Annotated in this window: 33 protein-coding genes and 1 pseudogene; 13 read left to right on the top strand and 21 right to left on the bottom strand. The window is 72.2% G+C overall.

From position 1 onward, the window contains the following. Positions 1-20 precede the first annotated feature (20 nt). Positions 21-1,094 carry a hypothetical protein gene (locus tag PV410_RS20825; RefSeq protein WP_500326588.1) on the bottom strand — a complete coding sequence of 358 codons (1,074 nt, stop codon included), beginning with the start codon at positions 1,092-1,094 and terminating at the stop codon, positions 21-23. A 17-nt stretch (positions 1,095-1,111) separates the two neighbouring features. After that, positions 1,112-1,660, bottom strand: a complete 549-nt coding sequence (locus PV410_RS20820; RefSeq protein ID WP_500326586.1) for a hypothetical protein — start codon at positions 1,658-1,660, stop codon at positions 1,112-1,114. Positions 1,661-1,938: 278 nt separating this feature from the next. Between PV410_RS20820 and PV410_RS20815 the strand changes: the two genes are divergently transcribed. Further along, on the top strand, positions 1,939-2,166 hold the full coding sequence (locus PV410_RS20815) for a hypothetical protein (protein ID WP_500326584.1): 228 nt from the start codon (positions 1,939-1,941) through the stop codon (positions 2,164-2,166). Between the two features lie 96 nt (positions 2,167-2,262). On the opposite strand, the gene PV410_RS20810 is transcribed toward PV410_RS20815, so the two are convergent. From PV410_RS20810 to PV410_RS20795, 4 genes are all read right to left on the bottom strand, one after another. Beyond that, complete coding sequence (locus PV410_RS20810; RefSeq protein WP_500326582.1) at positions 2,263-2,598, bottom strand: hypothetical protein; 336 nt, start codon at positions 2,596-2,598, stop codon at positions 2,263-2,265. A 65-nt stretch (positions 2,599-2,663) separates the two neighbouring features. Continuing rightward, positions 2,664-2,954, bottom strand: a complete 291-nt coding sequence (locus PV410_RS20805) for a hypothetical protein (protein WP_500326580.1) — start codon at positions 2,952-2,954, stop codon at positions 2,664-2,666. A 102-nt stretch (positions 2,955-3,056) separates the two neighbouring features. Next, a complete protein-coding gene (locus PV410_RS20800) occupies positions 3,057-3,617 on the bottom strand; it encodes a phage tail tube protein (protein ID WP_500326578.1) in 561 nt (186 codons plus the stop codon). Between the two features lie 83 nt (positions 3,618-3,700). Further along, complete coding sequence (locus PV410_RS20795; protein WP_499513562.1) at positions 3,701-4,105, bottom strand: phage tail termination protein; 405 nt, start codon at positions 4,103-4,105, stop codon at positions 3,701-3,703. A 302-nt stretch (positions 4,106-4,407) separates the two neighbouring features. Here PV410_RS20795 and PV410_RS20790 point away from each other — a divergent pair, with 302 nt between their 5' ends. After that, entirely contained in the window at positions 4,408-4,845 is a 438-nt protein-coding gene (locus PV410_RS20790; protein WP_500326576.1) for a hypothetical protein, read from the top strand. Between the two features lie 79 nt (positions 4,846-4,924). Here PV410_RS20790 and PV410_RS20785 read toward each other — a convergent pair whose 3' ends face one another. Genes PV410_RS20785 through PV410_RS20775 form a run of 3 tightly spaced genes read right to left on the bottom strand, consistent with a single transcriptional unit; the run spans position 4,925 to position 6,059 of the window. Beyond that, the gene (locus PV410_RS20785; protein ID WP_500326574.1) at positions 4,925-5,140 is read right to left on the bottom strand and encodes a hypothetical protein; all 216 of its coding nucleotides are present in this window, start codon (positions 5,138-5,140) and stop codon (positions 4,925-4,927) included. Beyond that, positions 5,137-5,832, bottom strand: a complete 696-nt coding sequence (locus tag PV410_RS20780; protein WP_500326573.1) for a hypothetical protein — start codon at positions 5,830-5,832, stop codon at positions 5,137-5,139. The genes PV410_RS20785 and PV410_RS20780 overlap by 4 nt, the downstream gene beginning before the upstream one ends. Positions 5,833-5,870: 38 nt before the next feature. Continuing rightward, complete coding sequence (locus tag PV410_RS20775; protein ID WP_500326571.1) at positions 5,871-6,059, bottom strand: hypothetical protein; 189 nt, start codon at positions 6,057-6,059, stop codon at positions 5,871-5,873. A gap of 310 nt (positions 6,060-6,369) precedes the next feature. Between PV410_RS20775 and PV410_RS20770 the strand changes: the two genes are divergently transcribed. Then, positions 6,370-6,819 carry a helix-turn-helix domain-containing protein gene (locus tag PV410_RS20770; protein ID WP_500326570.1) on the top strand — a complete coding sequence of 150 codons (450 nt, stop codon included), beginning with the start codon at positions 6,370-6,372 and terminating at the stop codon, positions 6,817-6,819. Positions 6,820-6,822: 3 nt separating this feature from the next. Here the strand turns inward: PV410_RS20770 and PV410_RS20765 are convergent, their stop codons facing one another. After that, positions 6,823-7,266 (bottom strand): DUF4234 domain-containing protein, encoded by a 444-nt coding sequence (locus PV410_RS20765; RefSeq protein ID WP_500326569.1) that lies wholly within the window; start codon positions 7,264-7,266, stop codon positions 6,823-6,825. Positions 7,267-7,410: 144 nt separating this feature from the next. Beyond that, positions 7,411-7,938 (bottom strand): MarR family winged helix-turn-helix transcriptional regulator, encoded by a 528-nt coding sequence (locus PV410_RS20760; RefSeq protein WP_500326567.1) that lies wholly within the window; start codon positions 7,936-7,938, stop codon positions 7,411-7,413. A 68-nt stretch (positions 7,939-8,006) separates the two neighbouring features. Here PV410_RS20760 and PV410_RS20755 point away from each other — a divergent pair, with 68 nt between their 5' ends. The 4 genes from PV410_RS20755 (at position 8,007) to PV410_RS20740 (ending at position 11,074) form a co-directional block, all read left to right on the top strand. Beyond that, positions 8,007-9,260 carry an MFS transporter gene (locus tag PV410_RS20755; protein ID WP_500326565.1) on the top strand — a complete coding sequence of 418 codons (1,254 nt, stop codon included), beginning with the start codon at positions 8,007-8,009 and terminating at the stop codon, positions 9,258-9,260. 143 nt (positions 9,261-9,403) lie between these two features. After that, positions 9,404-9,814, top strand: a complete 411-nt coding sequence (locus tag PV410_RS20750; RefSeq protein WP_500326563.1) for a hypothetical protein — start codon at positions 9,404-9,406, stop codon at positions 9,812-9,814. Positions 9,815-9,819: 5 nt separating this feature from the next. Next, positions 9,820-10,356, top strand: coding sequence for a thiol-disulfide oxidoreductase DCC family protein (locus PV410_RS20745; RefSeq protein ID WP_500326562.1), 537 nt, complete (start codon positions 9,820-9,822; stop codon positions 10,354-10,356). 10 nt (positions 10,357-10,366) lie between these two features. Further along, positions 10,367-11,074 carry a TetR/AcrR family transcriptional regulator gene (locus PV410_RS20740; RefSeq protein ID WP_500326561.1) on the top strand — a complete coding sequence of 236 codons (708 nt, stop codon included), beginning with the start codon at positions 10,367-10,369 and terminating at the stop codon, positions 11,072-11,074. 48 nt (positions 11,075-11,122) lie between these two features. Here the strand turns inward: PV410_RS20740 and PV410_RS20735 are convergent, their stop codons facing one another. The 3 genes from PV410_RS20735 to PV410_RS20725 form a co-directional block, all read right to left on the bottom strand. Beyond that, positions 11,123-11,527, bottom strand: coding sequence for an ATP-binding protein (locus PV410_RS20735; protein ID WP_500326825.1), 405 nt, complete (start codon positions 11,525-11,527; stop codon positions 11,123-11,125). Positions 11,528-11,645: 118 nt separating this feature from the next. Further along, complete coding sequence (locus PV410_RS20730; RefSeq protein WP_500326559.1) at positions 11,646-12,890, bottom strand: metallophosphoesterase; 1,245 nt, start codon at positions 12,888-12,890, stop codon at positions 11,646-11,648. Continuing rightward, a complete protein-coding gene (locus tag PV410_RS20725; protein WP_018561248.1) occupies positions 12,887-13,135 on the bottom strand; it encodes an SCO4848 family membrane protein in 249 nt (82 codons plus the stop codon). Before PV410_RS20725 ends, PV410_RS20730 begins: the two co-directional genes overlap by 4 nt. Positions 13,136-13,320: 185 nt before the next feature. Between PV410_RS20725 and PV410_RS20720 the strand changes: the two genes are divergently transcribed. The 3 genes from PV410_RS20720 to PV410_RS20710 all read left to right on the top strand — a co-directional run bounded on the left by PV410_RS20720 (position 13,321) and on the right by PV410_RS20710 (position 15,788). After that, positions 13,321-14,820 carry a D-alanyl-D-alanine carboxypeptidase family protein gene (locus PV410_RS20720; protein ID WP_500326557.1) on the top strand — a complete coding sequence of 500 codons (1,500 nt, stop codon included), beginning with the start codon at positions 13,321-13,323 and terminating at the stop codon, positions 14,818-14,820. 297 nt (positions 14,821-15,117) lie between these two features. Continuing rightward, positions 15,118-15,336 carry a hypothetical protein gene (locus PV410_RS20715; RefSeq protein WP_500326555.1) on the top strand — a complete coding sequence of 73 codons (219 nt, stop codon included), beginning with the start codon at positions 15,118-15,120 and terminating at the stop codon, positions 15,334-15,336. A 65-nt stretch (positions 15,337-15,401) separates the two neighbouring features. Next, positions 15,402-15,788 carry a DoxX family protein gene (locus PV410_RS20710; RefSeq protein WP_500326553.1) on the top strand — a complete coding sequence of 129 codons (387 nt, stop codon included), beginning with the start codon at positions 15,402-15,404 and terminating at the stop codon, positions 15,786-15,788. Here the strand turns inward: PV410_RS20710 and PV410_RS20705 are convergent. From PV410_RS20705 to PV410_RS20695, 3 genes and pseudogenes are all read right to left on the bottom strand, one after another. Next, positions 15,757-15,960: a DUF397 domain-containing protein gene (locus tag PV410_RS20705; protein ID WP_500326551.1), complete on the bottom strand. Its 204-nt coding sequence runs from the start codon at positions 15,958-15,960 to the stop codon at positions 15,757-15,759. The two genes, PV410_RS20710 and PV410_RS20705, sit on opposite strands and share 32 nt — an antisense overlap. Further along, complete coding sequence (locus PV410_RS20700; RefSeq protein WP_500326549.1) at positions 15,957-16,532, bottom strand: Scr1 family TA system antitoxin-like transcriptional regulator; 576 nt, start codon at positions 16,530-16,532, stop codon at positions 15,957-15,959. Before PV410_RS20700 ends, PV410_RS20705 begins: the two co-directional genes overlap by 4 nt. 32 nt (positions 16,533-16,564) lie before the next feature. Beyond that, positions 16,565-16,699: pseudogene (locus PV410_RS20695) on the bottom strand (helix-turn-helix transcriptional regulator); the annotation flags it as partial. Between the two features lie 97 nt (positions 16,700-16,796). On the opposite strand from PV410_RS20695, the gene PV410_RS20690 reads away from it, so the two are divergent. Next, positions 16,797-17,279, top strand: a complete 483-nt coding sequence (locus PV410_RS20690; RefSeq protein ID WP_500326547.1) for an ATP-binding protein — start codon at positions 16,797-16,799, stop codon at positions 17,277-17,279. Continuing rightward, entirely contained in the window at positions 17,255-17,827 is a 573-nt protein-coding gene (locus tag PV410_RS20685; RefSeq protein WP_500326545.1) for a 3'-5' exonuclease, read from the top strand. The genes PV410_RS20690 and PV410_RS20685 overlap by 25 nt, the downstream gene beginning before the upstream one ends. Before the next feature lie 21 nt (positions 17,828-17,848). Here PV410_RS20685 and PV410_RS20680 read toward each other — a convergent pair whose 3' ends face one another. The 4 genes from PV410_RS20680 to trpS form a co-directional block, all read right to left on the bottom strand. Next, on the bottom strand, positions 17,849-18,781 hold the full coding sequence (locus PV410_RS20680; protein WP_500326544.1) for a YihY/virulence factor BrkB family protein: 933 nt from the start codon (positions 18,779-18,781) through the stop codon (positions 17,849-17,851). A gap of 33 nt (positions 18,782-18,814) precedes the next feature. Next, positions 18,815-20,215 carry a pyridoxal phosphate-dependent decarboxylase family protein gene (locus PV410_RS20675; RefSeq protein WP_500326542.1) on the bottom strand — a complete coding sequence of 467 codons (1,401 nt, stop codon included), beginning with the start codon at positions 20,213-20,215 and terminating at the stop codon, positions 18,815-18,817. Positions 20,216-20,261: 46 nt separating this feature from the next. Beyond that, the gene (locus PV410_RS20670; RefSeq protein ID WP_500326540.1) at positions 20,262-20,861 is read right to left on the bottom strand and encodes a 2'-5' RNA ligase family protein; all 600 of its coding nucleotides are present in this window, start codon (positions 20,859-20,861) and stop codon (positions 20,262-20,264) included. Positions 20,862-21,033: 172 nt separating this feature from the next. Beyond that, a complete protein-coding gene (gene trpS / locus PV410_RS20665) occupies positions 21,034-22,047 on the bottom strand; it encodes a tryptophan--tRNA ligase (protein ID WP_500326538.1) in 1,014 nt (337 codons plus the stop codon). Positions 22,048-22,190: 143 nt separating this feature from the next. Between trpS and PV410_RS20660 the strand changes: the two genes are divergently transcribed. Beyond that, a complete protein-coding gene (locus PV410_RS20660) occupies positions 22,191-22,751 on the top strand; it encodes an RNA polymerase sigma factor (RefSeq protein WP_500326536.1) in 561 nt (186 codons plus the stop codon). The last annotated feature ends 164 nt before the right edge of the window (positions 22,752-22,915 follow it).

Raw genomic sequence — 22,915 nt, 5'->3', positions numbered from 1 at the left:
AAGGGCGGGAGGGGCGCGGCTCAGCGCCGCGCGAGTTGCCGGTTGCCCAGGGCCACGGCCCGCGCGATGGTCAGCGCGTCCACCTGGACGACGACGGGCCGGTCCGCGAGCTTCTCGACGGCCGTCGCCAGCCGCGCCAAGTGCGCCGGCGACCCGCCGCCCGCGCCGAGCATCCGCTCCAGCCTGCTGAGCGGGATGACCGCCTCGGCCTCGCCGCCCTCACCGACCACCGCCAGCGTGCCGCCGCTCCGGGCGGGGACGACACCGCCCTGGGCGAGGGCGGGGATGTTGGGGATCTGCGGGATGTGGATCGAGAAGGACTTGCCACCGATCACCGGCACCCAGCCCGGGATCGACACGTGGACCCGGTTCAGCGCGGAGATCATGTGGTTGATGCCGCTGACGTACGCGCGGGGCAGCGCGGTGAAGGCGTTGATGATGCCCTTCAGCACGGACTTGATCGGGCCCGCGTGGGACCTGATGGCGCCGAGGATGGCGTTCCAGGCCCACTTCACGCCCTTGGCCAGGGCGGCGGACACCTTGTCCATGTTGATGAACTGGGAAATGATCGGCGCGAGCAGTGCCATGACGAGCCCGAACGGGTTCGCCGCCATCGCGAGGTTGAGCCCCCGCTGCGCGAGCGAGGCCCCTTTGACCCCCTTGCCGAGGCTCCCCATGGACTTCCCGCCGCGGTCGGCGTTCTTGCCGGCCTTCCCGACGGACTTCTCGACGGCGTCGGACTGCCGCTTGACCTCACGCAAGGCCCCCTCGGCCTTGCCGGAGGCGCCCTTGAGCCTGTCGAGGGAGGCCCTGAACTTGTCGGTGCTCCCGCGGGACTTGCCGAGTGAGCTGTCGGCTCCCACCGCAGACGCTTTCACCTTGTCGAGGCCGGAGCCGCCGCCGGCCGCCGCCGACTTCATCCTGCCGAGCGAGGTGTTCAGCCGGTCCGAGCCGCCGCGGATCCTGTCCAGCGAGGGGCCGGCCCCGGCTGTCGAGGACTGGATCTGCCGTGCGGCCGTGGCCGCTTGGGAAGCCGCGCCCCGAAATCGGGCCAGCGATCCCGCGGCCGTGTTCGCGCTTCGCGAAAGAGACATGGGGACTCCAGGTTGTTTCAGGCCATCTGGCGTGCGGCGCCGTTCAATTCCTTGGTGAGATCACTGAGAGATCTGGACAGGGCGATCGACGCACTCCGCATGGATTTCACCCGCTCCACATCGATGCTTTCCACCGGGGCTCGCACCGCCGGCTCCGCGTCCTTCTTCCGGCGCGGAATTCCGTTCTCGTCGTGCTCGATCCGGGCCTTCCCCAAAAGGGAAGCCTTCACTTTGTCCGCGTCGAAGAGTGTGCTGACGGCGAAGCCGCCCACGATCGCCGCGAGTGCCGACCAGGCCGCCACCGAGTCGGCCTTGAAGTCCTGGAGGCCCTTGACCACTTCATCCAATCCGAAGCCGATCGCCTTGGCCCAGTTCTCCGCCTGGGTAGGCTCTTCCTTCGCGTCCTTGAACTTCTGGTCGAGATATTCCTTGGTAAGCCCCCCGCCCTTCTGCTCCTTGAACTTTCCGTCGATGTAAGCCTGGGTGGCAACACCACCCCCCGTCTCGAGTTTGCCCTTTATGTCGGCTACTCGGCTGTACACCTCGTCGATCGAGTGATTCGCCATGACGGCACCTTCCTCGCGGTAATGATGGGCACCCAGGGGCACTTGACACACGCAACCGGCAACCCCAGACTGGAGCGTCTTTCATTCGGCAAGCCTTTGAGATTCCCACAAGGGGGGAAATGTACGGCCCGGCGATTCCGGTGTCCGTTCTGTCAGCCTTTGCTCTCTGGCTGTCATTGCGGATCTTCCGAGGGGGGCGCGCGCTGAGGAAGCGCGGGATCCGGACCACGGCAACGTGCGTGAACACGGGAGGCGGCCCGAACGGCAGTGTTCAGCTCATGGTGCAGTTCACCACGGACACCGGTGAAGCCGTTCGGACCAGCATCGGCCCCTTCAATTTCCCACCCGTCCGCACAGGCGGACTTCTTGAAGTGGTCTACGACCCGCAGGAGCCGGTCAACGTCGAGACCCCGGACCGGCTGACGAACGGCAGGGTGGCACTGGCTTTCGTCGTCGGCTCCGCGACCGCGCTCCTCCTCTCGCTGGCGCTGATCGTCTTGGGCTAGTGCTCCGGAGCCCTACGCCGTCTCGTACGTGTCGGTGGACTGCGGACACGGGAGCGCGCCGAGCGCCGTGTGACGGGTCACGGATGGACCGGCCCCTCAGGCGAAGAAACGGATCAACTGCGCGGGCGTGGGGTTCCCGGGAACCGGCGACGGGCCCTGGTCCACGCCGGGGGCGGCCCCGGCGCCCGGGCGTGGGACGGGCTGGGGGCACTCCAGCGCCTCCGCGTCCTCGTCGCGGTTCACGGTGGCGAACATCCAGTTGGCCTCGGCGAGGTGGTCGACCACGTTGGCGAGCAGGTGGTCGCCCACCGACCAGTCGGCGGCCTCCCCGTGGACGCCGCGCAGGGTCGCGCTGTCGCGTGGCAGGTGCCGGACCAGCACCGCGAGCCGGCGGGAGGACAGCCGGCCGCGGTGCCAGTCCAGCAGGTCCACGCCGTAGTGGCGGAGCAGGTCCGCCTCGAGCGCCTCGGCGTGTTCGTCGACGAACCCGCCGAGGCTCAGCCTTCCCCCAGGCCGAGCCCCGTCTCCTTGCCGTAGGCCTCCAGGATGGCCGCGATGTCCTGCATCGTGACCTCGTGTCGGTCGAAGCGGCCGAACTGCCGCTCGCCCAGCAGCAGCTGGAGCAGCCCGTCCACGTCGTTGTCGTCCAGGGCCCGCAGCTCGCGGGCCGTGGAGCGGGTGAGCTCGGTGGGGAGCTCGAAGGTGTCACCGTCGACGGTGAAGGTCCAGGAACGGCCGAGCGCCTCCAGGCGCTGGGCGCGGGCGGCGCTGACGTCGAAACCGGCCATGCTGCATCCCCTCTGAGATGGGTGGGTGGTGTACCGGGACTGTGCGAAAGGGCCCGGGGCCGGTGGCGCGGCGCCACCGGCCCCGGCGGTCGGACGGGGCGTCTACGCGTAGGAGGCGTCCTTCATGAGGATGGTGGCCAGCGGCTTGACGTCGTCCACGGCGAGCGCGGTGAAGGTGACGCCGAGCTTGACCGACGAGGTGCGGTTGAGCGTGATCTCCTCGGTCTCGGTCACCTGGCCGCGCGGGATCACGAAGCGGTACGTGACGTTGGCGCCGTCGCTGAACTCGATGCCCATCGCCTTCTCGTTGAACTTCGGCGCGCCCGCCAGGTCGTACTTCCACTCCGTGCCGGAGGCGGCCACGGCGTCGCCGCCCATGAAGAAGGGCAGGGTGTCCTCGTTGAGCTGCAGCAGCTGGAACTTCACGCTCAGGTCGCGGTCGGAGTAGATGAACCGCGCCGGGCTGACGGACTGCCAGGTCTCGACCGGGTCGAGCTTGTCCTTCTTGTTGAACTTGATGCCGTCGGGCGAGGTGTAGCCGAGGTCCTTCCAGGCGGCCGCCCAGGCGACGACGGTGTCGGCCGGGGCGGCGGTGCCGACGGGGGCGACGAGGATGCGGCCGGTGCCGGCGACGCGGATCTCGGAAGAGTTGTTGCCTGCCATGCTGGACTCCTTGTCGGGGATGCGGACATGACGAAGGCCCCGCCGGACGGCAGGGCCTGATCAGGGGTGGGCGCCGGGGACGCTCAGGCGGGCCGGATGTACAGCCGCGTCGTGGAGTAGTAGCGGTTCGCGGCGGCCCGGTTCCAGTCGGGCAGCCAGCGCGGGCCGTCGGCCTCGACGACGTCGGTGACGACGGCCGTCCCGTAGGTCGTGGCCCGCAGAGCCTGCACGGCGGACCGGGCGGACAGGGCCAGGGTGTGGGCGGCCGTCTTGGTCGGGCCGTAGACCTCCAGGTCGACCAGCGGCTGGTCCAGGTGCGCGTCGTCGATCCAGGCCCCTCCCGCGCGGGAGACCAGCACGACCGGCTGGGTGCCGTCGAAGCCGGCGGGCGCGGCGTTGTCGACGGTCGCTCCGGTCAGTTCGGGGCGGGCCTTCAGGAAGTCGACGACCAGCTTCTCCACATCGGGGAAGACGGGCGGACTGGGCAAGGGTTTCTGCTCCCTTCGGACGGTGGCGGCGGCTTCGCGGTGCGAGCGGTGGGCCGCCGTCCAGCACGAAGCGGCGGTCCGTCACCCGGTCCCGGGCACAGCTCCGCCGCTGCATCCATCGTGACTGATTGCGCTCGCGCTCGCAACTTGAATCCTCTCCGCAATGGCTGGATCCGTGGCCCGAAGCGTGCCGCCCGAGGATTGGCGGCACCCGAAAGTGGTGAACACGTGTTTGAAGGACGTCTGGGTCCGGCGACGCTCGACTGCCGCTCGGCACCAGGGGGCAACGGGGAGGGAGTGCCGTGCCAGGCACGGAGGACATGCACGAACCGGTGGAGCACCGGGCGCGGGAGCGCACGCAGGAACACGCACAGGAACAGACCCGGCCGGCCGCTCCGCCAGCCGCCCGGACGCTGACGGAGGAGGAGGCCCGAGGGCTCATCGAGGAGATCGTCCAGGCCTGCCTGCCCGAGGGTCTCGTGGCGGTCACCCACTCCCACCTGGAGGAAATCACTCTGCGCGCCTACGCCCACGGCTGGCAGGACGCGATGGGCCAGTACGAGGAGGAAGCGGAGACGGAGCGGGAGAACGGCGTCGCCCGTCCCCGGCCCGGGGACTTTCCACGGCTCGTGAGCCCGGCGCCCGACACGGCGTCCGCCCCGCCGGGACCGGCGCCGGCTCCCCGGCCGCGGCGCCCGCGCCGTCCGCCCCGGGGTCTGCCGGGGGCGGGCATGACCTGAGGCCGGCCGGTCCCCGGACATGACGCCGCCCCGCGCACCTCCTCGGGTACGCGGGGCCATGCAGGGAGTTGTCGTGACGTCAGGCGCGCCGCGTGGGCGCTTTCCGGCCACGCGCCACCCGCTCGGCGGCGAACACGTCCTCCAGCCGGTACAGGCTCGCCCGGCCGCTGCGGCCGGCCGCGGCCAGGTGCCCGAGCTGCACCCACTTGCGGACCGTGGCCGGGACGACCCCCGTCTCCCGTGCGGCGGACTCGCCGTTGATCAGCGTCGGGCCGGGGTACCGCGCGCCGTTCACACGGCCTCCCGGTCCACCAGGCCGGCGATCGCCGCGGGATCCAGGGGAAGTTGCCCCCATGCGGTCTCGGCCCAGGTGTGACGGTGCGCGGGGTCGTCCGCGCAGCCGCAGTCCTCGTCGGTGCAGCGGCACCCGGGGTTCACGCAGAGCACGGCCCTGCGGGCGGGAAGGGCCCGCAACGAGACCGAGTCGCACCAGGGGCAGCGTCCGTCCACCCGGACCAGGACCTCGGTCTCCCCCAGCACCGCACCGCAGCGGCGGGCCATGCGCCGGCATTCGTCGAGGACGTGCGCGGCCAGGACGGGATGCTCGGCGACCCGGTCGAGCAGGCCCGCGATCCGGCCCAGCCGCTCGGGGACGGGGGCGCGGCGGGCACGGCCGAGGCCGAGCTTGTCCCGGACGGCCTCCTCCAGTTCGACGACGCCGTCGGTGATGTCCCGCAGGGCGTCGGACACATGGAGCCGCAGCGGTGCGGCGCCCCCGCCGAGCACCCACTCGCGGTCGGTCCGCTCCTCCCGGTCGCGTTCCGCGAGCGACCGCAGCGCCTGCGGTGTGAGGGGGTCCCTGGACGCGGCCGAGGAGCCGGGACTTCCGGGAACGAGTTCGCGGACGAGCTCGGGGAACTGGCGCCGGAGGATGTCGAGCCACCGGACGGCCCGGGCGGTGTGCTCGGTGGCGAGGTTGCAGGTCACTTGACGATTCCTTTCGTTGCGGACGGCGGTCCCGGGACTCACGCGGACAGGCCGGGCGCCGGCGCCGGCGCGATCACCCGGCCGTTGCGCCACAGGCGGCCCGCGCAGACGCCGTCGAACCAGTTGCGCTCGGGGTCGACGACCTCCTCGCACACCGCGCGGATCGGGCACCGGCCGCAGGCGAGCAGCGCCGGCAGCGCCTCCCGGGCGTGCCGGGCGAAGACCACGGAGGGCGGCAGACCGGCACAGGCGGGGGCTTGCGGGGGCTGAGGTTCACAGGGGGAACGTAAGGACACGACGGTCGGACCCTCCGACGGTTGACGTTGTAAATTCGAACATACTTTCGCATGTTGCGAACGCGCACGCAACAAATTTGTTCCCGGCGCAGGCCTGTGACACATACCTCCGGAATATGCCCGGCACCCCGTGGACCTGGGCGTCCTGAACACGGGATCTTCACCGATGCGATCGCGCAACGGTACATTTCGTGCGCGCACGCTGGTTATCGTGAAGAAGCGAGAGGGAGGAGCCCCACAGGTGCCGAGCGATGCCGACCACATCGAAGACTTCGCCGACTGGATCGAAGGCCTCATGCGCGGCCGGGGGTACGACATCGACAGCCCGCGCGGGGGCGGCAAGTCGAAGCTCGCGGACGACGCCGGGGTGCACCGCGCCGCCATCACACGGCTCCTGCAGCGGCAGAGCATGCCGGATCTGGAGACGATGCGCGGGCTCGCCCGTGCGCTCGGCATCCCCGTGCGCGACGTGCTCGTCCGGTCGGGCAAGCTGAGCGAGGACGACCTTCCCCGGCCGGACGTCCACGCTTCGGGCGCCGGCCCCGCGGGACCTCGGATGACCGCCGCGCAGGCGGCGGACGCCCTGGGCATCCCCGACCACCTGAAGGCGGCGTTCATCCAGGTGACGGAGCAGTTCACGCGCCCCGACCGCGCCGCGGACCTGGGAGCGGGGGACCGCGCGACGGGCTGAGCGTCAGTTGCGGGCGACCCAGACCTGGTTGAGCTGCTCCTGGTAGTAGAAGGACGTCAGCCCGAACGCGGGGGCCAGCAGCAGCCCCTTGAGGCCGGAGACCGTGTCGTGGAGGCCCGCGCGGCGCTGGGCGCGGGCGATGCGGCAGCCGGTGTTGTAGAGCGAGACGACGGCGGGCACGAGCAGCAGCGCGCCCAGGCTGATGGCGAGCACCGCGAGGGCGGGCCGGACCTTGATGCCGGGGTCGAACTCCCGCAGTTCCTTGTTGGCCCGGTAGTACCACACGAGCCAGTACACGCCGAAGGTGAGGGGCCCCAGGAGCCAGACGGCCCCGGGGCGGCGCATGTCGCCGGACGGCGTGGCGAGTCCCACGCCCCCGGAGACGGGGAAGCCCGGGAAGGGTCCCCGCGGGTAGGAGAGGGTCCGGTAGCGGTCCTCGTCGAACATGCTGCCCCCAGGTCGGGCCTTCGGCCGTGGACGGAGCGGTTGCGTGCCGAAGAGAAGGTAAAGCTACTCGGCGGTTCGGCGGCCTGTCAGCGGGGAACGCTCACAAATTTCGCACAGGATGTCGGATCTTCCCGGATCCTGTGTTCAGCCGTCCTCCGCCACCACCATGACGCGTCGCAGCAGGTCGGAGAGGTACCGGCGTTCGTCGGCGTCGAGGGTCCCCAGCAGCCGGTACTCCTCGTGGCCGAGGACGTCCATGGCGCCGAGCCAGGTGGCGCGGCCGTCGTCGGTGAGCTCGACGTCGACGCGCCGGCGGTCGGCGGTGGAGTGGGTGCGCCGGACGTGGCCGCGGGCCTCCAGCGCGTCGAGGCGGCCGGTGACGGACGCGGGGGCCAGGTCGAGGTCCGCGGCGAGTTCGGACGGGGCGGCGCGGCCGCCGCGCCCGGCGAGGGCGTGCAGGGTGTCGAACTCGTGCCGCTGCAGGCCGAAGTCGACCAGCGACTGTTCGCGGACCTTGCGCAGGTGGCTGGTGACGAGCTTCATGCGGGTGACGGCGCCCTCGATGTCGGGGTCGAGGTCCGGCAGGAGGGGCAGCCAGCGCTCCACGTGCCCGTCGGTCCAGTCCCGTTCCACCGGGGCTCCCACGGTGCCGGCGTCGGCGTCTGCGTCCATGGGCCGAATCCTACGGCGCAGTATATTTCGGTGGCGAATGATTCGGCACCGAAATACATTGCGGTGCCATGACACCCACGCATCCCCTCCGGCTCCGCGGCTTCCGGCTGCTGTTCGCCGGACGCACGCTGTCCCTGCTCGGCGACGGGGTCGTGCCCGCCGCACTGGTCATCGCCGTGACCAGGGCGACCGGCGACGTCTCGGCCCTCGCCCTCGTCCTGGCCTGCGCAATGGTGCCCAAGCTGCTGCTCCTGCCGCTCGGAGGGGTGGTCGCGGACCGCTTCGACGCCCGGCGCGTGGCGCTCCTCACCGACCTCGTACGCTGCGCCGCCCAGCTCTTCGTCGGGCTGGAACTGCTCGGCGGCGACCCGTCGCTGGCGCCCATCGCGCTCGCCGAGGCGGTGGGCGGCACCGCCTCGGCGTTCGCGATGCCGACCCAGTCGCCGCTGGTCGCCGGCACGGTGACCGACGGGGCGGCACGGCAGCGGGCCAACGCCCTGATGGGCGTGGCGAACAGTGCGACCCGGCTGTGCGGACCGGCCCTGGCCGCGGCGCTGATCTGGGCCGCCGGGCCCGGCCTGGCCTTCGTGCTGGACGCGGCCTCCTTCGCGGTGAGCGCCGCGCTCCTGGCGGTGCTGCGGATCGAGCGGACGCCGCTGCCGCGCGCGTCGATGCTCGCGGACCTCAAGGAGGGCTGGAGCGAGGTCCGTTCCCGCGACTGGTACTGGACGAGCCTGGTCGCGCACGCCATGTGGAACGGGGCCGCCGCGGTCCTGACCACCCTCGGTCCGGCCGTCGCGATCCACCGGCTCGGCGGCGAGGGCGTGTGGTTCTGGGTCCTGGAGGCCGGGGCGGTCGGCCTCGTCCTCGGCTCCCTGCTGGCCGCGCGGGCCCGTCCCCGCCGTCCCGTGCTCGTGGCCAACCTGGGCCTGGCGACGTACGCGCTGCCGCTGGTCCTGCTGGCCGTCGCCGCACCGGCCCCGCTGCTCGTCGCGGCCTACGGCCTGGCGCTGGCCGCGCTCGGCTACCTCAACCCGGTCTGGGAGACGGTCGTCCAGCAGCAGGTGCCGCCGCAGGCACTGGCCCGGGTGACCTCGTACGACTGGCTGCTGTCGCTCGCCGCGATGCCCGTGGGCTACGCACTGGCCCCGCTCGCCGCGAACCTGTGGGGCTCGGCGGTCCCGCTGGCGGTGTCGGCGGCGCTGGTGGCGGCCGCCTGCCTGGCGACCGCGGCGGTGCCGGCGGTGCGGGCGATCGGGACCCAGGTCCGCGCGGAGCCGGCCGCGCCCGCTCCATCCGCCGACCGGACGGCGAAGGGCTGACGGCGGAGGGCCGGCGGCGGAGGGCTGCGGCGCACTGCCCCACGGCCCCTGCGGGCCACCGCACTTGTCGCTTGAACATGTTCAAAAACAGGTCTACAGTCATCGGCAACGGGTTTTGAACACGTTCGAAAAGGGTGGGACCCATGGACCTCACGGTCGTCGCATACGTCATCTACCTGCTCGTCAGCGTCGCGCTGACGGTGTGGGTGGCCCGGACCCTCAGCCGGGCCGGCAAGGTCTTCCTCGAAGACGTGCTCCACGGCAACGAGAAGCTGGCCGACGCCGTCAACCACCTTCTGGTGGTCGGCTTCTACCTCGTGAACCTCGGCTTCGTGGCGCTGTACCTGAAGAACGCCGACCGGGTCGGGAACGCCCGCGAACTCTTCGAGGCGCTGTCGGTCAAGCTCGGTGTCGTCCTGCTCGTCCTCGGGGTGCTGCACCTGTGCAACGTGTACGTGCTCAACAAGATCCGCCGCCGGGGCGTCATGGACCGCGAGCAGATCCCGCCCGTCCGCCCGCAGGGCTGGACCGCCCCCGCGCAGCCGGGCGCGTGACGGCGATGGACCGCACCCCAGCGACCGGGGCCGCTCCGGCGGCCCCGGTGCCGGTCCGCCTGCTGACCGTCCTGTACGACCCGGACTGCTCGCTCTGCTCCTTCGTCCGCCGCTGGCTGGAGCGCCAGCGGCAGATCGTGCCGCTGGACCTCGTCCCGGTCGGCTCCGACGAGGCCCGCCGCCGCTTCCCGGAGCTGGACCACGCCGCGACCCTGCGCGAGATCACCGTCGTCGGGGACTCCGGACAGGTCTACCGCGACGACGCCGCCTGGCTGGTCTGCCTGTGGGCCCTGGCCGAGTACCGGCCGATGGCGCACCGCCTCAGCACCCGCGCCGGAGCGCCCGTCGCCCGGGCCGCCGTGCTCGCCGCCGCCCGCTACCGCGAGGCGCAGTGGGGCGGCGGGGCCGCCGCGACGGGCTGGGGCGGCCGGGTCTACCCCAGCGGCGAGGGCTGGTCCTACGACCCCAAGGACGGCTGGACGCACCGTGCCCCGGGCGCCGTCCCGGACGCCTGCGCGGACGGCTGCGCCCCGCCCGGTTAGGCTCACGGACGTGGAAGAAGCACCCCCCGGCACGACCCCCGGGGCACCCCGGCCCCCCAAGAGCGAGCAGACGCGCGCCCTGATCCTCGAGACGGCCATGCGGCTGTTCGAGGAACGGGGCTACGACAAGACGACGATGCGCGCCATCGCCAAGGAGGCCGGGGTCTCGGTCGGCAACGCCTACTACTACTTCGCGGGGAAGGAACACCTCGTCCAGGGCTTCTACGACCGCCTCGCCGCCGAGCACGCGGCCGCCGTCCAGGGCCTCCTGGACGGCGGCGGGGACAGGGACCTGGCGGTGCGGCTGCTCACCGTCATGACCTCCTGGATCGACGTGGCACGCCCCTACCACCAGTTCGCCGCGCAGTTCTTCAAGAACGCCGCCGACCCGGCGAGCCCGCTCAGCCCCTTCTCCCCCGAGTCGCACCCGGCCCGCGACGCCGCCATCTCCATCCACGAACGGGTGCTCTCCGGCTCCGACATCAAGGTCGACGCCGAACTGGCCGAGGTGCTGCCCGAGCTGATGTGGATGTACCAGATGGGCATCGTCATCTACTGGGTCTTCGACCACTCCCCCGACACCGAGCGCACCCGCCGGCTGGTCGCGCGGACCGCTCCACTGGGCGCGCGGATCCTCAGGCTCTCCCGCTACCGGCTGCTGCGGCCGATCGTGCGTGAGATCCGCGAGCTGCTCTCGGAGTTCCTCTTCCGGCGCTGAGCCGGCCCGCCGCTCCACCTCCCCCACCGGTCGTACGGAGCACCCCCGTCAGCCCGCGGCGGGCTCGGCCAGCACCGCCCAGACCGTCTTGCCGTAGCGGCCGCGCTCCCGGACGCCCCAGGTGTCCGAGAGCGCCTGCACCAGCCGCAGACCGCGCCCCGACTCGTCACCGTCCCCCGCGTCGCGCGGCACGGGGCGGGACTGCGCATCGCCGTCGGAGACCTCGACGACGCACGAACCGTCGCTGTGGACGGTCACCGCCACCTCGAACTCCCGCTCCAGGAGGGGACTGTGCCGTACGGCGTTGGTCGCCAGCTCCGACACGACCAGGACGACCGACTCGACGGTCCCGCCTTCCTGCTCCCAGCCCTCCAGGTGATCACGTACCCGGTGCCGGGCCAGCCCGACCGACGTCGGGTGCCGGGGCAGCCGGAACGCACTGCGCCTCATCAGGTCACTCTCCCCATGAGCGAACGCCCCCCTTCCGTTGCGCCATCCCTTACCAGTTTCGGCGCGGGGAATGCGCTCCGTGTCGGATTGTTCCCACTCGGTGAGAACTTTCCGGCCACATTCAGGCGCGCGGTGAGGCGAGGGTCACGATCGTGATGTCCGAGGGCGCGCCCACGCGGACCGGCGGGCCCCAGGCCCCCGCGCCACGGGTCACGTACAGCTGGGTGTCGCCGTAGCTCTCCAGGCCGGCCACCGTGGGATTGGCCAGTTCCGCGATGTAGTTGCCGGGCCACAGCTGCCCGCCGTGGGTGTGTCCGGACAACTGCAGGTCGACGTGGTGCCGGACCGCCTCGTGGATCATCACCGGCTGGTGGGCGAGGAGCACGACCGCCCGCGCGGTGTCCCGGTCGCCGAGCGCCTTGGTGTAGTCGGGGGCGTGGTCGTGGTCCGCGCCGCTGATGTCGTTGACCCCGGCCAGGTCGAAGCCGGCGAGTTCGGTGCGGGCGTTCTCCAGCGGGTGGACGCCCAGGTCGCGCACGAAGTCGATCCAGGGTGCGGCCCCGGAGAAGTACTCGTGGTTGCCGGTGACGAAAAAGCTCCCGTCCCGCGCCCGGAGCCGGGCCAGCGGCTCCGCCGCGGCGCCCAGTTCCGGCACCGAGCCGTCGACCAGGTCGCCGACGATGGTGACGAGGTCCGGGCGGGCCCCGTTGATCGTGTCCACGATCCGCTGGGTGTGCGCCTTGCCGAGGATCGGGCCCAGGTGGATGTCGCTCACCACGGCGATCCGGTAGCCGTCCGCGCTCGCGGGGAGCTTGGCGAGCGGCACGGTGACGTACTTCAGGCGCGGGCCGCGCAGCACTCCGTACGTGCCCTGGCCGACCGTCACCCCCGCGGCCACGGCCGCCGCGGCACCGACCGTACGGGCGACGAACAGCCGCCTCGTCTGCCCGGCGGGTGCGGGCTCCGGCCGCGGCCCGGGATCCGCGGTGTCCTGCCCGGCCGGCTCGGCGGCCCCGGCCCCGGCCTCCCGCGCGTCCCGGGACCGGTCCCTGCGTTCGAGCGCGCCCCGCAGCAGCGGCCGTACGGCCTCACCTGCCAGTACCGCCAGCGTCAGGTACAGCAGCACCGCCAGCCACAGGTAGCCCGGCCAGGCCAGCCAACGCTCGGCCTCCAGCGGCAGCGCCCGCCCGCCGACCAGCGCGCCCAGGCTCAGCAGCGGCAGGACGACCGCCAGGACCGTCCCCGTCCGCCGCCACCAGCCCCCGGGCACGGACACGTCGCGGACCAGCCGTCGCCACAGGTAGTAGTGCACCCCGCCGAGGAGGGCCAGGACGGCCGCGACGACGGCGACCACCACGAGAATCACCGGGCGGCCCGCAGCGCTCTCAGACCGCGGACGCCGAGGACGCCGATCGCGGTGCCCAGCACGAGGGAGGTCACCGCCAGCGTCAGGTGCACCCAGAAGTACGTGGTGGGCGAGCCGTGGTCACCGCCCTCGAAGGCGAGCCCACTGGCGTCCTTCCACAGGTTCTTGACGAACGTCGTCCATACGATCCAGCTCCACACCCCGAAGGCGGTCAGGAACCAGGACACGGGGCGGCTGAGCTTCATGCGACCAGTATGCGGGCCGCCGTGCGGCCCCCTCCCCCGGGGTCGTTCCGCCGCCCGTACCGCGAGCCGCCGCCCAAGACGCCCGTGGGCACCGCCCGGTTGCACATCCGGGACGTGGGATCGGTCACGGCCCGATCGGCCCCCCACGCCTGCCGCAGGTCCCGGACGGCCTGTAACTTCTCATCGTGCCGAACTCCTCCCCCCGCGCCGCGCGCCGTTCCGCCCTGGTGCTGTCCGCCCTCGCACTCGCCGGTGGTACGGCCCTGACCGCCGCGCCCGTCGCGCACGCGAAGACCCCGTCCCCCTCCGCGACCCCGACGCCGCCCGCGCAGATGTCGACGGTCGGCGGGGAACGGCTGGGACAGCCCGGCACCCAGGTCAGCCCGCTGACCGGCGCTCCCGCCCTGCCCGAGAAGCTCACCTCGCGGTCGTGGATCGTCTCCGACGCCGAGACCGGGCAGGTGCTGGCCGCCCACAACGCGCATTGGGAGCTGCCGCCCGCCAGCACGCTCAAGATGCTGTTCGCGGACACGGTCCTGCCGAAGCTGGACAAGTCGCAGACCTACCAGGTGCAGCCCTCCGACCTCGACGGCGTGGGCGCGGGCAGCAGCCTCGTGGGCATCAAGGAGAACCTCACCTACACCGTCCACGACCTGTGGCTCGGTGTCTTCCTGCAGTCGGGGAACGACGCCGTCCACGTCCTGTCCTCCATGAACGGCGGCGTGGACGCGACCGTCCTGGAGATGCAGCGCAAGGCCGAGGACCTCCAGGCGGACGACACCACCGTGATCTCCCCCGACGGCTACGACATGCCCGGCCAGGTCTCCTCGGCGTACGACCTGACCCTCTTCGCCCGCGCCGGACTGCAGAACGCGGACTTCCGCGAGTACTGCTCGACCGTGCGCGCCAAGTTCCCCGGCGAGTGGAAGACCGTCAAGGGGAAGAAGGGCAAGAAGGGCACGAAGAAGCGCGGCTCCTTCGAGATACGGAACACCAACCGGCTGCTCTCCGGCGACTACGACCTCGCGACCTACGACGGCATCGCAGGCGTGAAGAACGGCTACACCACCAAGGCGGGCAACACCTTCACCGGTGTCGCGCAGCGCGGCGACCGCACGCTGCTGGTGACCGTCATGCACCCCGGCGAGGGTCACAACATGGCCTACAAGGAGGCCGCGAAGCTGCTCGACTGGGGGTTCCAGGCGGACGGCATGGTGACCCCCGTCGGCACCCTGGTGCCCCCGAAGTCCGCCATCGCGTCGGCCTCGCCCTCACCCTCCGCCTCCCCCGGCAAGCAGGCGCGGGCCCAGGCCGCCCCGCACGCCTCCTCCGGTGGCGGCGGGGCGTGGACCGCCCTCGCGCTCGCCGGCGGCTCCGTCCTGGTCGTCGCCGCCCTGGCCTTCCTCGTACGGCGCCGCTGGCCGCTGCCGCAGCGGACGTCGACGGCAGCCATCCCCGCCCCGACCAAGCCCGGCGACGACGCACCCGCGAAGACCGCCGAGGCGGACACGGAGACGGACGCCGGAAAGGCGGACGCCGCGAAGGCCGACGCCGCGAAGGCGGAGGAAGGGCCGAAGGAGGCCACCGAGAAGGCGGACGAGGCGAAGGAGGCGGCCGCGGCGGAGGAAACCGAGCGGGAGACGCCCGCGCCGCAGGACGAAGCCACGGCGGACCGTCCGGCCTGACCGCCGGCCGTCGTGGCCTGATCCGTCACGTCCCGCTTCGCCGGCCGGCGGCGCCCCACGAAGGTCGGCCCGAGCCGGAAGATCGTTCCCGTCGGTCCTGCGGCCGGACTGCGGCCGGTGGCTCCCACCTCCGGCCGCAGTCGTGTCGTGCCACGCGCACATGCCCCCGGCCCGGGGGGCGCTCGACGGCGCACGTGCGGCTCGTGCGCCCACCCCGCTGCGACCGCCCCCTGCCACGCGGGCCGCCCTGCCGGTACCCAGGAACCAGGCAAAGCCGGTACGGGAGGGGAGCACGCCATGGGCATGTTGTCGGTCTTCGGGCTCGTCCTGGGTCTCGTCGCGGTCGCCTACTGTCTCCGCTCGGCACTCCGGGCCAAGACCCCCGCCGGACGCGCCGGATGGTTCATGGCCGCCCCGGCGGCCGTGCTCGCCGGGGTCTACCTCGTGGGCTACATCCTCGTCACCGTGCTGGTGCTGGCCGCCGCGTGGTTCACCGTCGCCCACTTCCTGCGCTGAACCGATGAGTTCCCGGCGGCCGGCCGGTCCACCTCCGCGTACACCCGACACCGGAGGAGACCACGATGACCGCCACCACCACGACCGCCCCACCCCGCGACCGCAGCCGGGCGAACACCGCCGTGTGGGCGCTGCAGATCCTGCTCGCCCTGTTCTTCGCGCTCGCCAGCGCCACGCCGAAGCTCATCGCGCACTCCTCGGCCGCCGAGAGCTTCGACACCATCGGCTACGGCAACTGGTTCATGTACCTCATCGGCGCCCTCGAACTCGCCGGTGCCATCGGCCTCGTCGTCCCGCGCGTGGCCGGGATCGCCGCGGTGGCCTTCATCGGACTGATGGCCGGCGCGTTCACCTTCCAGGTCGTCTACTTCGACGGCAAGAACGCGGCCACGCCCATCGTCATCGCAGCCCTGATGGGGGTCATCGCCTGGCGTCGTCTGCGCCGCGCGTGACCGCGTACGCCACGAAGTCCGCCCACGCGCCGGGCGTGAACGTCAGCCGGGCCCCGACCCGGTCCTTGGAGTCCCGCACCAGGACCGCGCCGCGGCCGAACGCGACCTCGACGCAGGCGCCGCCCTCGGAATTGCTGTAGCTGGACGTGAACCACACGAGCCCGTCGGTCATGGCCTCTCCGCCAAGTCTTCGATGAACCGCGCGGACTCCTCGGGGCCGAGGGCCTGGCGGGTGATCATGTCGTGGCGCCGCATGACGATACTGACCCGCGCCGGGTCCGCATAGAGGACTCCTGTGGTCTGCCCCTCCTCGTAGACGAGGTGCTGGTGCTCGGCGCTCTCCAGCAACACGAACGGGCCGTGCAAGCCGGGATGAAGGCCCCGCTCCGCGGGCATGACCTGGATGGTGACGTTCCGGGTCCGCCCCCGCACCAGCAACGTCCGCAGCTGCTCCCGGTGTGCGCCGGGATCCGCGAAGGAGCGCAGCGCAGACTCCTCGATCACGAAGCTGAACGAGCGGGTTCGGTCAACTGGCGTTCCAGCCGCGCCGTCACCCGTTCTTCGAGCGAGAGCAACGTGCGCACGTACGCCTCGCATTGGAGGAGCCCCGGGATGTACTGGCTCTCGTACCAGTTGACGGCGATCGCCTCGGCCTCGTACCGCATGTAGTCCCGGGCGTAGGTCGGGTACTTCTCCGGGGCGAGGAACGCCTCCGCCGCCGTGAGTTTGCCCTGTGCCCCGCACAGCCCGTCGGCGATCTGGAGCAGCCGCTGCGTCGGGCGGCGGCGCCCCTGCTCCATCGACTTGACGGTCTCGTAGCCGTACCCCGCCTCGTCGGCCAGTTGCTCGCGCGTGACGCCGGCGTGTTCGCGCCAGAGCTTGACCTGGTTGCCGCAGTACCGCCACGCCATCGGGGGCGGGGACACCTCACTGGCCACTCGGGTACAACCACCCTCCGTACTCGCGCCGCTACTCCCGACGGTACGCCACGACCTGCACTTTTGAGCCATGGACGAGACAACTCCCCCTGCCGAGTGGTGGCTTTCGCGCCACCCGCGCAGCGTCGGGCGGGCGCGGGCCAGGCTGCGGGAACAGGCCCTCGTGTGGGGCCTCGGCGCCGAGGCGACGGACACCGCGGTCCTGCTGCTGAGCGAGTTGATGGGCAACGCCGTCCGCCACGCGCGGGTCCCACCGGACCGGCGGATCGCCGCTCGCGCCGCCCTGGCCTCGGGGACCCTGCGGGTGGAGGTCTGCGACGCCGGCGACGACCCGCCCGTACCGCGGCAGGCGTCGGCGACGGACGAGTCGGGACGCGGGCTGGCGCTCGTGGAGTTGCTCGCCGACGCCTGGAACGTTCAACCTCGGCCGTACGGCATCGGTAAAACGGTCTGGTTCGAACTCAGAGTGACAAAACCATCCGTAAACAGTAGTGACCAGTGGCCTGATCTCGACGTAGGGTTCGCGCCATGGACAGTGACCTGGGACTCCTGAACGTCATCGACGTCGAGGCGACGTGCTGGGACGGCGAGCCGCCGCAAGGCTCGGTGAGCGAGATCATCGAGATCGGGCTGACCGTCGTGGACCTCGTCGCGGGCGAGCGCGTCGCCCGCCACCGCGTCCTCGTACGGCCCGCGCGCTCCGCCGTGAGCCCCTTCTGCACGCAACTGACCGGCCTGACGCAGGCCGAGGTGGACTCGGGCCTGGACTTCGCGGACGCGTGCAAGCTGCTCGCCGTCGAGCACCGGGCGGGGTCGCGGGCGTGGGCGAGCTGGGGCGATTACGACCGTCACCAGTTCAACCGGCAGTGCCGGGCGACCGGTACGACGTACCCCTTCGGCGGCCGGCACATCAACGTCAAGACGCTCTTCACCCAGGCCCACCGCCTCACCAAGCGCCCCGGCATGGCGGAGGCGCTCCGGCTCGTCGGGCTGCCCCTCGAAGGCCGCCACCACCGCGGCGAGGACGACGCGTGGAACATCGCCGCCCTCGTCGTGGACCTGGCGCGCCGGGGCGCCTGGCCTGCGACACCGGCCTACTGACGGCCGGGCCCTTCCGCGTCGTCAGGCAGTCTCGGGCCGCTCGGGCCGCGCGTGCTCCGGCCCGCCCGGCCCACCCGGCTCGTCCTTGCGGGCGGCGGCCGCTTCGGCGCTGTGCGGGGTGGCCGTCCAGGCCGCGCAGTACAGCAGCAGCTTCGCCGTGAAGTTGATCCACAGCAGCAGCGCGATGGGCACCCCGAAAGCGCCGTACATGCTCTTGGTGGCCACGCTCTGCAGGTAGCCGCTGATGAGCAGCTTCAGCGCCTCGAAGCCGATCGCCCCGATGAGGCTCGCCACGACGACGTCGCGGCGGTTCGGGGTGACCCCGGGCAGCAGGGTGAGCAGGTAGGCGAGGATCAACAGGTCTACGACGACGGCGATGCAGAAGCCCGCCACCGACAACAGGGCCCGCCCCGGACCGTGTTCGTCGAGGCCGATGGCGTCGCCGAGACGGCCGACGGCCGTCCCGGCGAGGGCCGAGCAGGCGACGGAGAGCAGGGCGACGACACCCAGGCCGACCAGGACGCCGAAGTCCTTGAGCTTCTGGACGAAGGGGTTCTCGGGCTCGTCGTCCTTGTGCCAGACCGCCCTGAGGCAGTCGCGCAGGGCGCCGACCCAGCTGACGCCGGTGACGACCAGCAGGACGGCGGCGATGGTGCCCACCGTGCCCGCGTTGTCGACGAGCCCGCCGATGTTGAGCTGGTCGGCGATGCCGGGGACCTGCTCGGCCAGCTTGTCCTCGAGTTCCTTCAGCCGGCCGGGGGACAGCAGGGCCGCGCCGACGGCGGCGCCGACCGTCAGCAGCGGGAAGAGCGCGACGAAGCTGACGAAGGTGATGGCGGCGGCGAGCCTCGTCCAGTGCACGTCCTCCAGATGTTCGTACGTGCGCCAGGCGTGGGTGCGCATGAGCCGCGCGATCCACGGTCCGATCACTGGGAGCCGAGTCAGCCATTCCATACCGCGCGCCTACCCTCCGTCACGACGTGCACTCTAGGTGGCGGTCGTCGTCGCGGTGGTGATCGCGTCCAGGACACGGTCCGTGTCGGCCTCGGATGTACGCCAGTTGCTGAAGGCCGCCCGCACGGCGGGCACGCCGTGGAGGACCGTCGGGGTGAGGAAGGCTTCCCCGGAGACGGCGACGGCGCGGACGAGCGCGTCGACGCGCCCGGGTGTCGGGTCGTCGGCCAGGGTGAAGCAGACGACGTTGAGCCGGACGGGGGCCAGCAGCCGCAGACGGGGGTCGGCCTCGATGCGCTCGCCGAGGCGCCGGGCGCAGGCGGCGTTGCGTTCGACGACCTCGCGGTGGCCCTCGCTGCCGTAGGCGGTGAGGGAGAACCAGGCGGCGAGGGCCCGCAGCCGGCGGGAGTTCTCGGGGGTGAGGTGGAGGAAGTCCGGGTCGGGGAGGGACGGCAGGCCCAGGTAGGGCGAGTCGTTGTGGAAGACCCGGACCTGGAGGTCCTGGCGGCGGGTGAACTGGACGGCGGCATCGTAGGGCACGTTCAGCCATTTGTGGAGGTCGACGCAGACGGAGTCCGCGGCGTCGATCCCCTCGGCGAGGTGCGCGTACGCGGGTGACAGCGCGGCGAAGCCGCCGAACGCGGCGTCGACGTGGAGCCAGAAGTCGTGGCGCTCCTTCAGGGCGGCGATCGCGCGCAGGTCGTCGAAGTCGACGGTGTTGACGGTGCCCGCGTTGGCGACCACGACGGCGGGGCGGCCCTCCAGCGACTCCAGCGCCGCGGCGAGGCGGCCGACGTCCACCGCCTCGCGGCCACCGGGCAGCACCGGTACGCGGGTCAGGGACGACCGGCCGAGGCCGAGCACGGACAGGGCCTTGCCGATGCTGGAGTGCGGGGTTCCGGACAGCACCGTCACCGGGCCGAGCGCGGTCAGCCCGTCGCGGGACACGGACAGCCCCCGCCGTTCGCCGAGCCACTCGCGCGCCACGGCGAGGCCCACGGTGTTGGAGACGGTCGCACCGGTGACGAAGGCACCGCTGTGCTCCGCGCCGAGGCCGAGCAGCGCGCGGAGCCAGCCGACGGTCTCGCGTTCCAGGGCGGCGGCGGAGGAGTCGCCGCCCGCCGAGACGTTCTGGTCGTAGGTACTGGTGAGCCAGTCCCCCGCGACGGCGGCGGGGGTCGCTCCCCCGGTCACGAAGCCCAGGTAGCGCGGTCCGGCGCTGCCCGAGAAACCGGGTGCCCAGCGCTGCTCGAAGAGCGCGAGCGCGCCGTCGGCGCCGGTCCCGGTGACGGGGAGGGGCTGCGGCTCGGGTGCGGGCCCGGGGCGGGCGGCCGGCCGGTCGTCGACGGCCGCCAGCTCACGGGCGGCCAGGTCCCTTACCGCCTGGAGGAGTTCGGGGAGGTGTGCGCGGTCCGCGGCGAGTGTGGGGTGCATGGCGGCAGCGTAGGCGGGCGGTCGTGCGCGGCTCCGCCCGGCGGGCTCACGCGTGCGGTGGTCCTCCCGCGGGAGCCGGGCTGAGCGGCTCGCACGCACCGGGCTGGTGCGGCACGAGGGGATGCCCGGCGCCGCCGAAGGGGTAGTCCCGCACACTGCGCCAGACGCCCTCGTCGTCCTGCTCGTACAGCGAGAAGCAGCTGACGGTCCAGGTGGCGACGAAGTCGGACAGCTCCGTCTCGGCGCGGTCCAGCGCCTCGTCGGGGATGCCGTGGCCGATGGTGACGTGCGGGTGGTACGGGAACTGGAGCTCGCGCCGGACCGGGCCGGAGCGGACCCGCTCCTGCAGGTCGGCGCAGTCGAGGCCGCCCTGGACGAGCTCGACGTAGACGACCGGGGTGACCGGCCGGAAGCTGGCCGTGCCCTCCAGCCGCATGGGGAAGGCACGGCCGGTGGCGGCGACCTCGGCGAGGTGCTCCCGGAAGGCCGGGAGCAGCGCCGTGTCCACCTCGGTGGGCGGGAGCAGCGTGACGTGGGTCGGGATGCAGTACGCCAGCGGGTCTCCGTAGCCGGCGCGGCGCTGCTGCAGCAGGCTGCCGTAAGGCTCGGGGACCGCGATCGACACGCCGATCATGCGGTTTCCCACGTGTTCACCCCTTCCCCGGGTCGGTTCGCGGCATCGTACGCACGCCGTACGACACCACTGCGTCAGCTGCCAGTGTGACGCGCGCGCGGCCTCCCGCGCGAGCGTCGTCCGTCACACCTGCGCGGGACCTAAGGCCCCTCTTTCCGGGCGTCCACGGGCGCGGAAGGAGCCGTCAGTGCTTCGCGGGCAGGAAGCCGATCCTCTCGTACGCCTTCGCCAGGGTCTCCGCGGCGACGGACCGGGCCTTCTCGGCGCCCTTCGCGAGGACCGAGTCCAGCGTCTCCGGGTCGCCCAGGTACTCCTGGGTGCGCTCGCGGAAGGGCGTGACCCATTCCACGAAGACCTCCGCGAGGTCGGTCTTGAGCGCACCGTAGCCCTTGCCCTCGTACTTCTGCTCGAGTTCCGGGATACCGGTGCCGGTGAGGGTGGAGTAGATGGTCAGCAGGTTGCTGACGCCCGGCTTCTCCTGCTCGTCGTAGCGGATCACGGTGTCGGTGTCGGTGACCGCGCTCTTGATCTTCTTCGCCGAGGTCCTGGGCTCGTCGAGGAGGTTGATCAGGCCCTTCGGGGACGCCGCCGACTTGCTCATCTTCGACAGCGGTTCCTGCAGGTCGTAGATCTTCGCCGTCTCCTTGACGATGTAGGCGCCGGGGATGGTGAAGGTCTCGCCGAACCGGCCGTTGAAGCGCTCCGCGAGGTCGCGGGTGAGTTCGATGTGCTGGCGCTGGTCCTCGCCGACCGGGACGGCGTTCGCCTGGTACAGCAGGATGTCCGCGACCTGCAGGATCGGGTACGTGAACAGGCCGACGGTGGCCCGGTCCGCGCCCTGCTTGGCGGACTTGTCCTTGAACTGCGTCATGCGGGACGCCTCGCCGAAGCCGGTGAGGCAGTTGAACACCCAGCCGAGCTGCGCGTGTTCGGGGACGTGGCTCTGGACGAACAGGGTGCAGCGCTCGGGGTCGAGCCCGGCGGCCAGCAGCTGGGCGGCGGCGAGCCGGGTGTTGGCGCGCAGCTCGGCCGGGTCCTGCGGCACGGTGATCGCGTGGAGGTCGACGACCATGTAGAAGGCGTCGTGGGACTCCTGCAGGGCCACCCACTGGCGGACCGCGCCCAGGTAGTTGCCCAGGTGGAACGAACCTGCGGTGGGCTGGATGCCGGAGAGCACACGGGGACGATCGAGAGCCATGGCACTCATTCTCTCAGGTCCGCGCGGATTCCACGGCCGCGGTGGGAACCCGGGGGCGGGCAGCGGTGTAGTAGGGGTGACGGGAGCCGCACGGGGGCGGCGCCGGCGAGGGGAGGGGGTCCGCCACGGAGGGGGAGGCGGCGGTGATCGCGCGCGTACGCGCCGGTGAGCGGGAGGCGTACGCGGAGCTGGTGCGCCCGCACGCGGACGTCGCGCACCGCACCGCCGTGCTGCTCGGCGCGGGCGCCGACGCGGAGGACGTGGTGCAGGTCTCGTTCGTCAAGGCGTACCGCGCGCTCGCGACCTTCCAGGAGGGGGCTGCCTTCCGGCCGTGGCTGCTGCGGATCGTCGCCAACGAGGCGAGGAACGCCGGGCGGGCTGCGCGCCGTCTGAGGTCGGCGGTGGAGCGCAACGCCGTGCTGGAGGCCCTGCCCCTCGCGGAGGACGACCCGGAGTCGCTGGCGATGTCGCGGGAACGCCGGGCGGAGCTGCTGTCCGCCGTGCGGGCGCTGAGCGAGCCGCACCGGATGGTGGTCACCTGCCGCTATCTGCTGGACCTGGACGAGGAGGAGACGGCGACGGTGCTCGGCTGGCCGCGTGGCACGGTGAAGTCCCGGCTGCACCGGGCCCTGGCCCGGCTGCGGGCGGGGCTCGGCGAGCCGGTGCTGTCCAGCCCGCGCGACGACGGGGGGCGGCGCCCATGACCGACCGTCTCCCGGAGGAGCTGCGCGAGGTGGGCCGGCGGCTGCGGATCCCGGCGCCGTCACCCGACTCCGTCGCCGAGCAGGTGCTGGCCCGGCTGCTGGCCGAGGCGGTGCCGGCCCCCGTCGTGCCCGCCCGCGCCCCCGCCCCCGCCCCCGGCCGCGGC

Origin of the sequence: Streptomyces sp. PA03-5A, assembly GCF_033792725.1 — a bacterium.
Taxonomy (GTDB): domain Bacteria; phylum Actinomycetota; class Actinomycetes; order Streptomycetales; family Streptomycetaceae; genus Actinacidiphila.
This window is presented reverse-complemented; position numbering and strand designations above follow the sequence as displayed.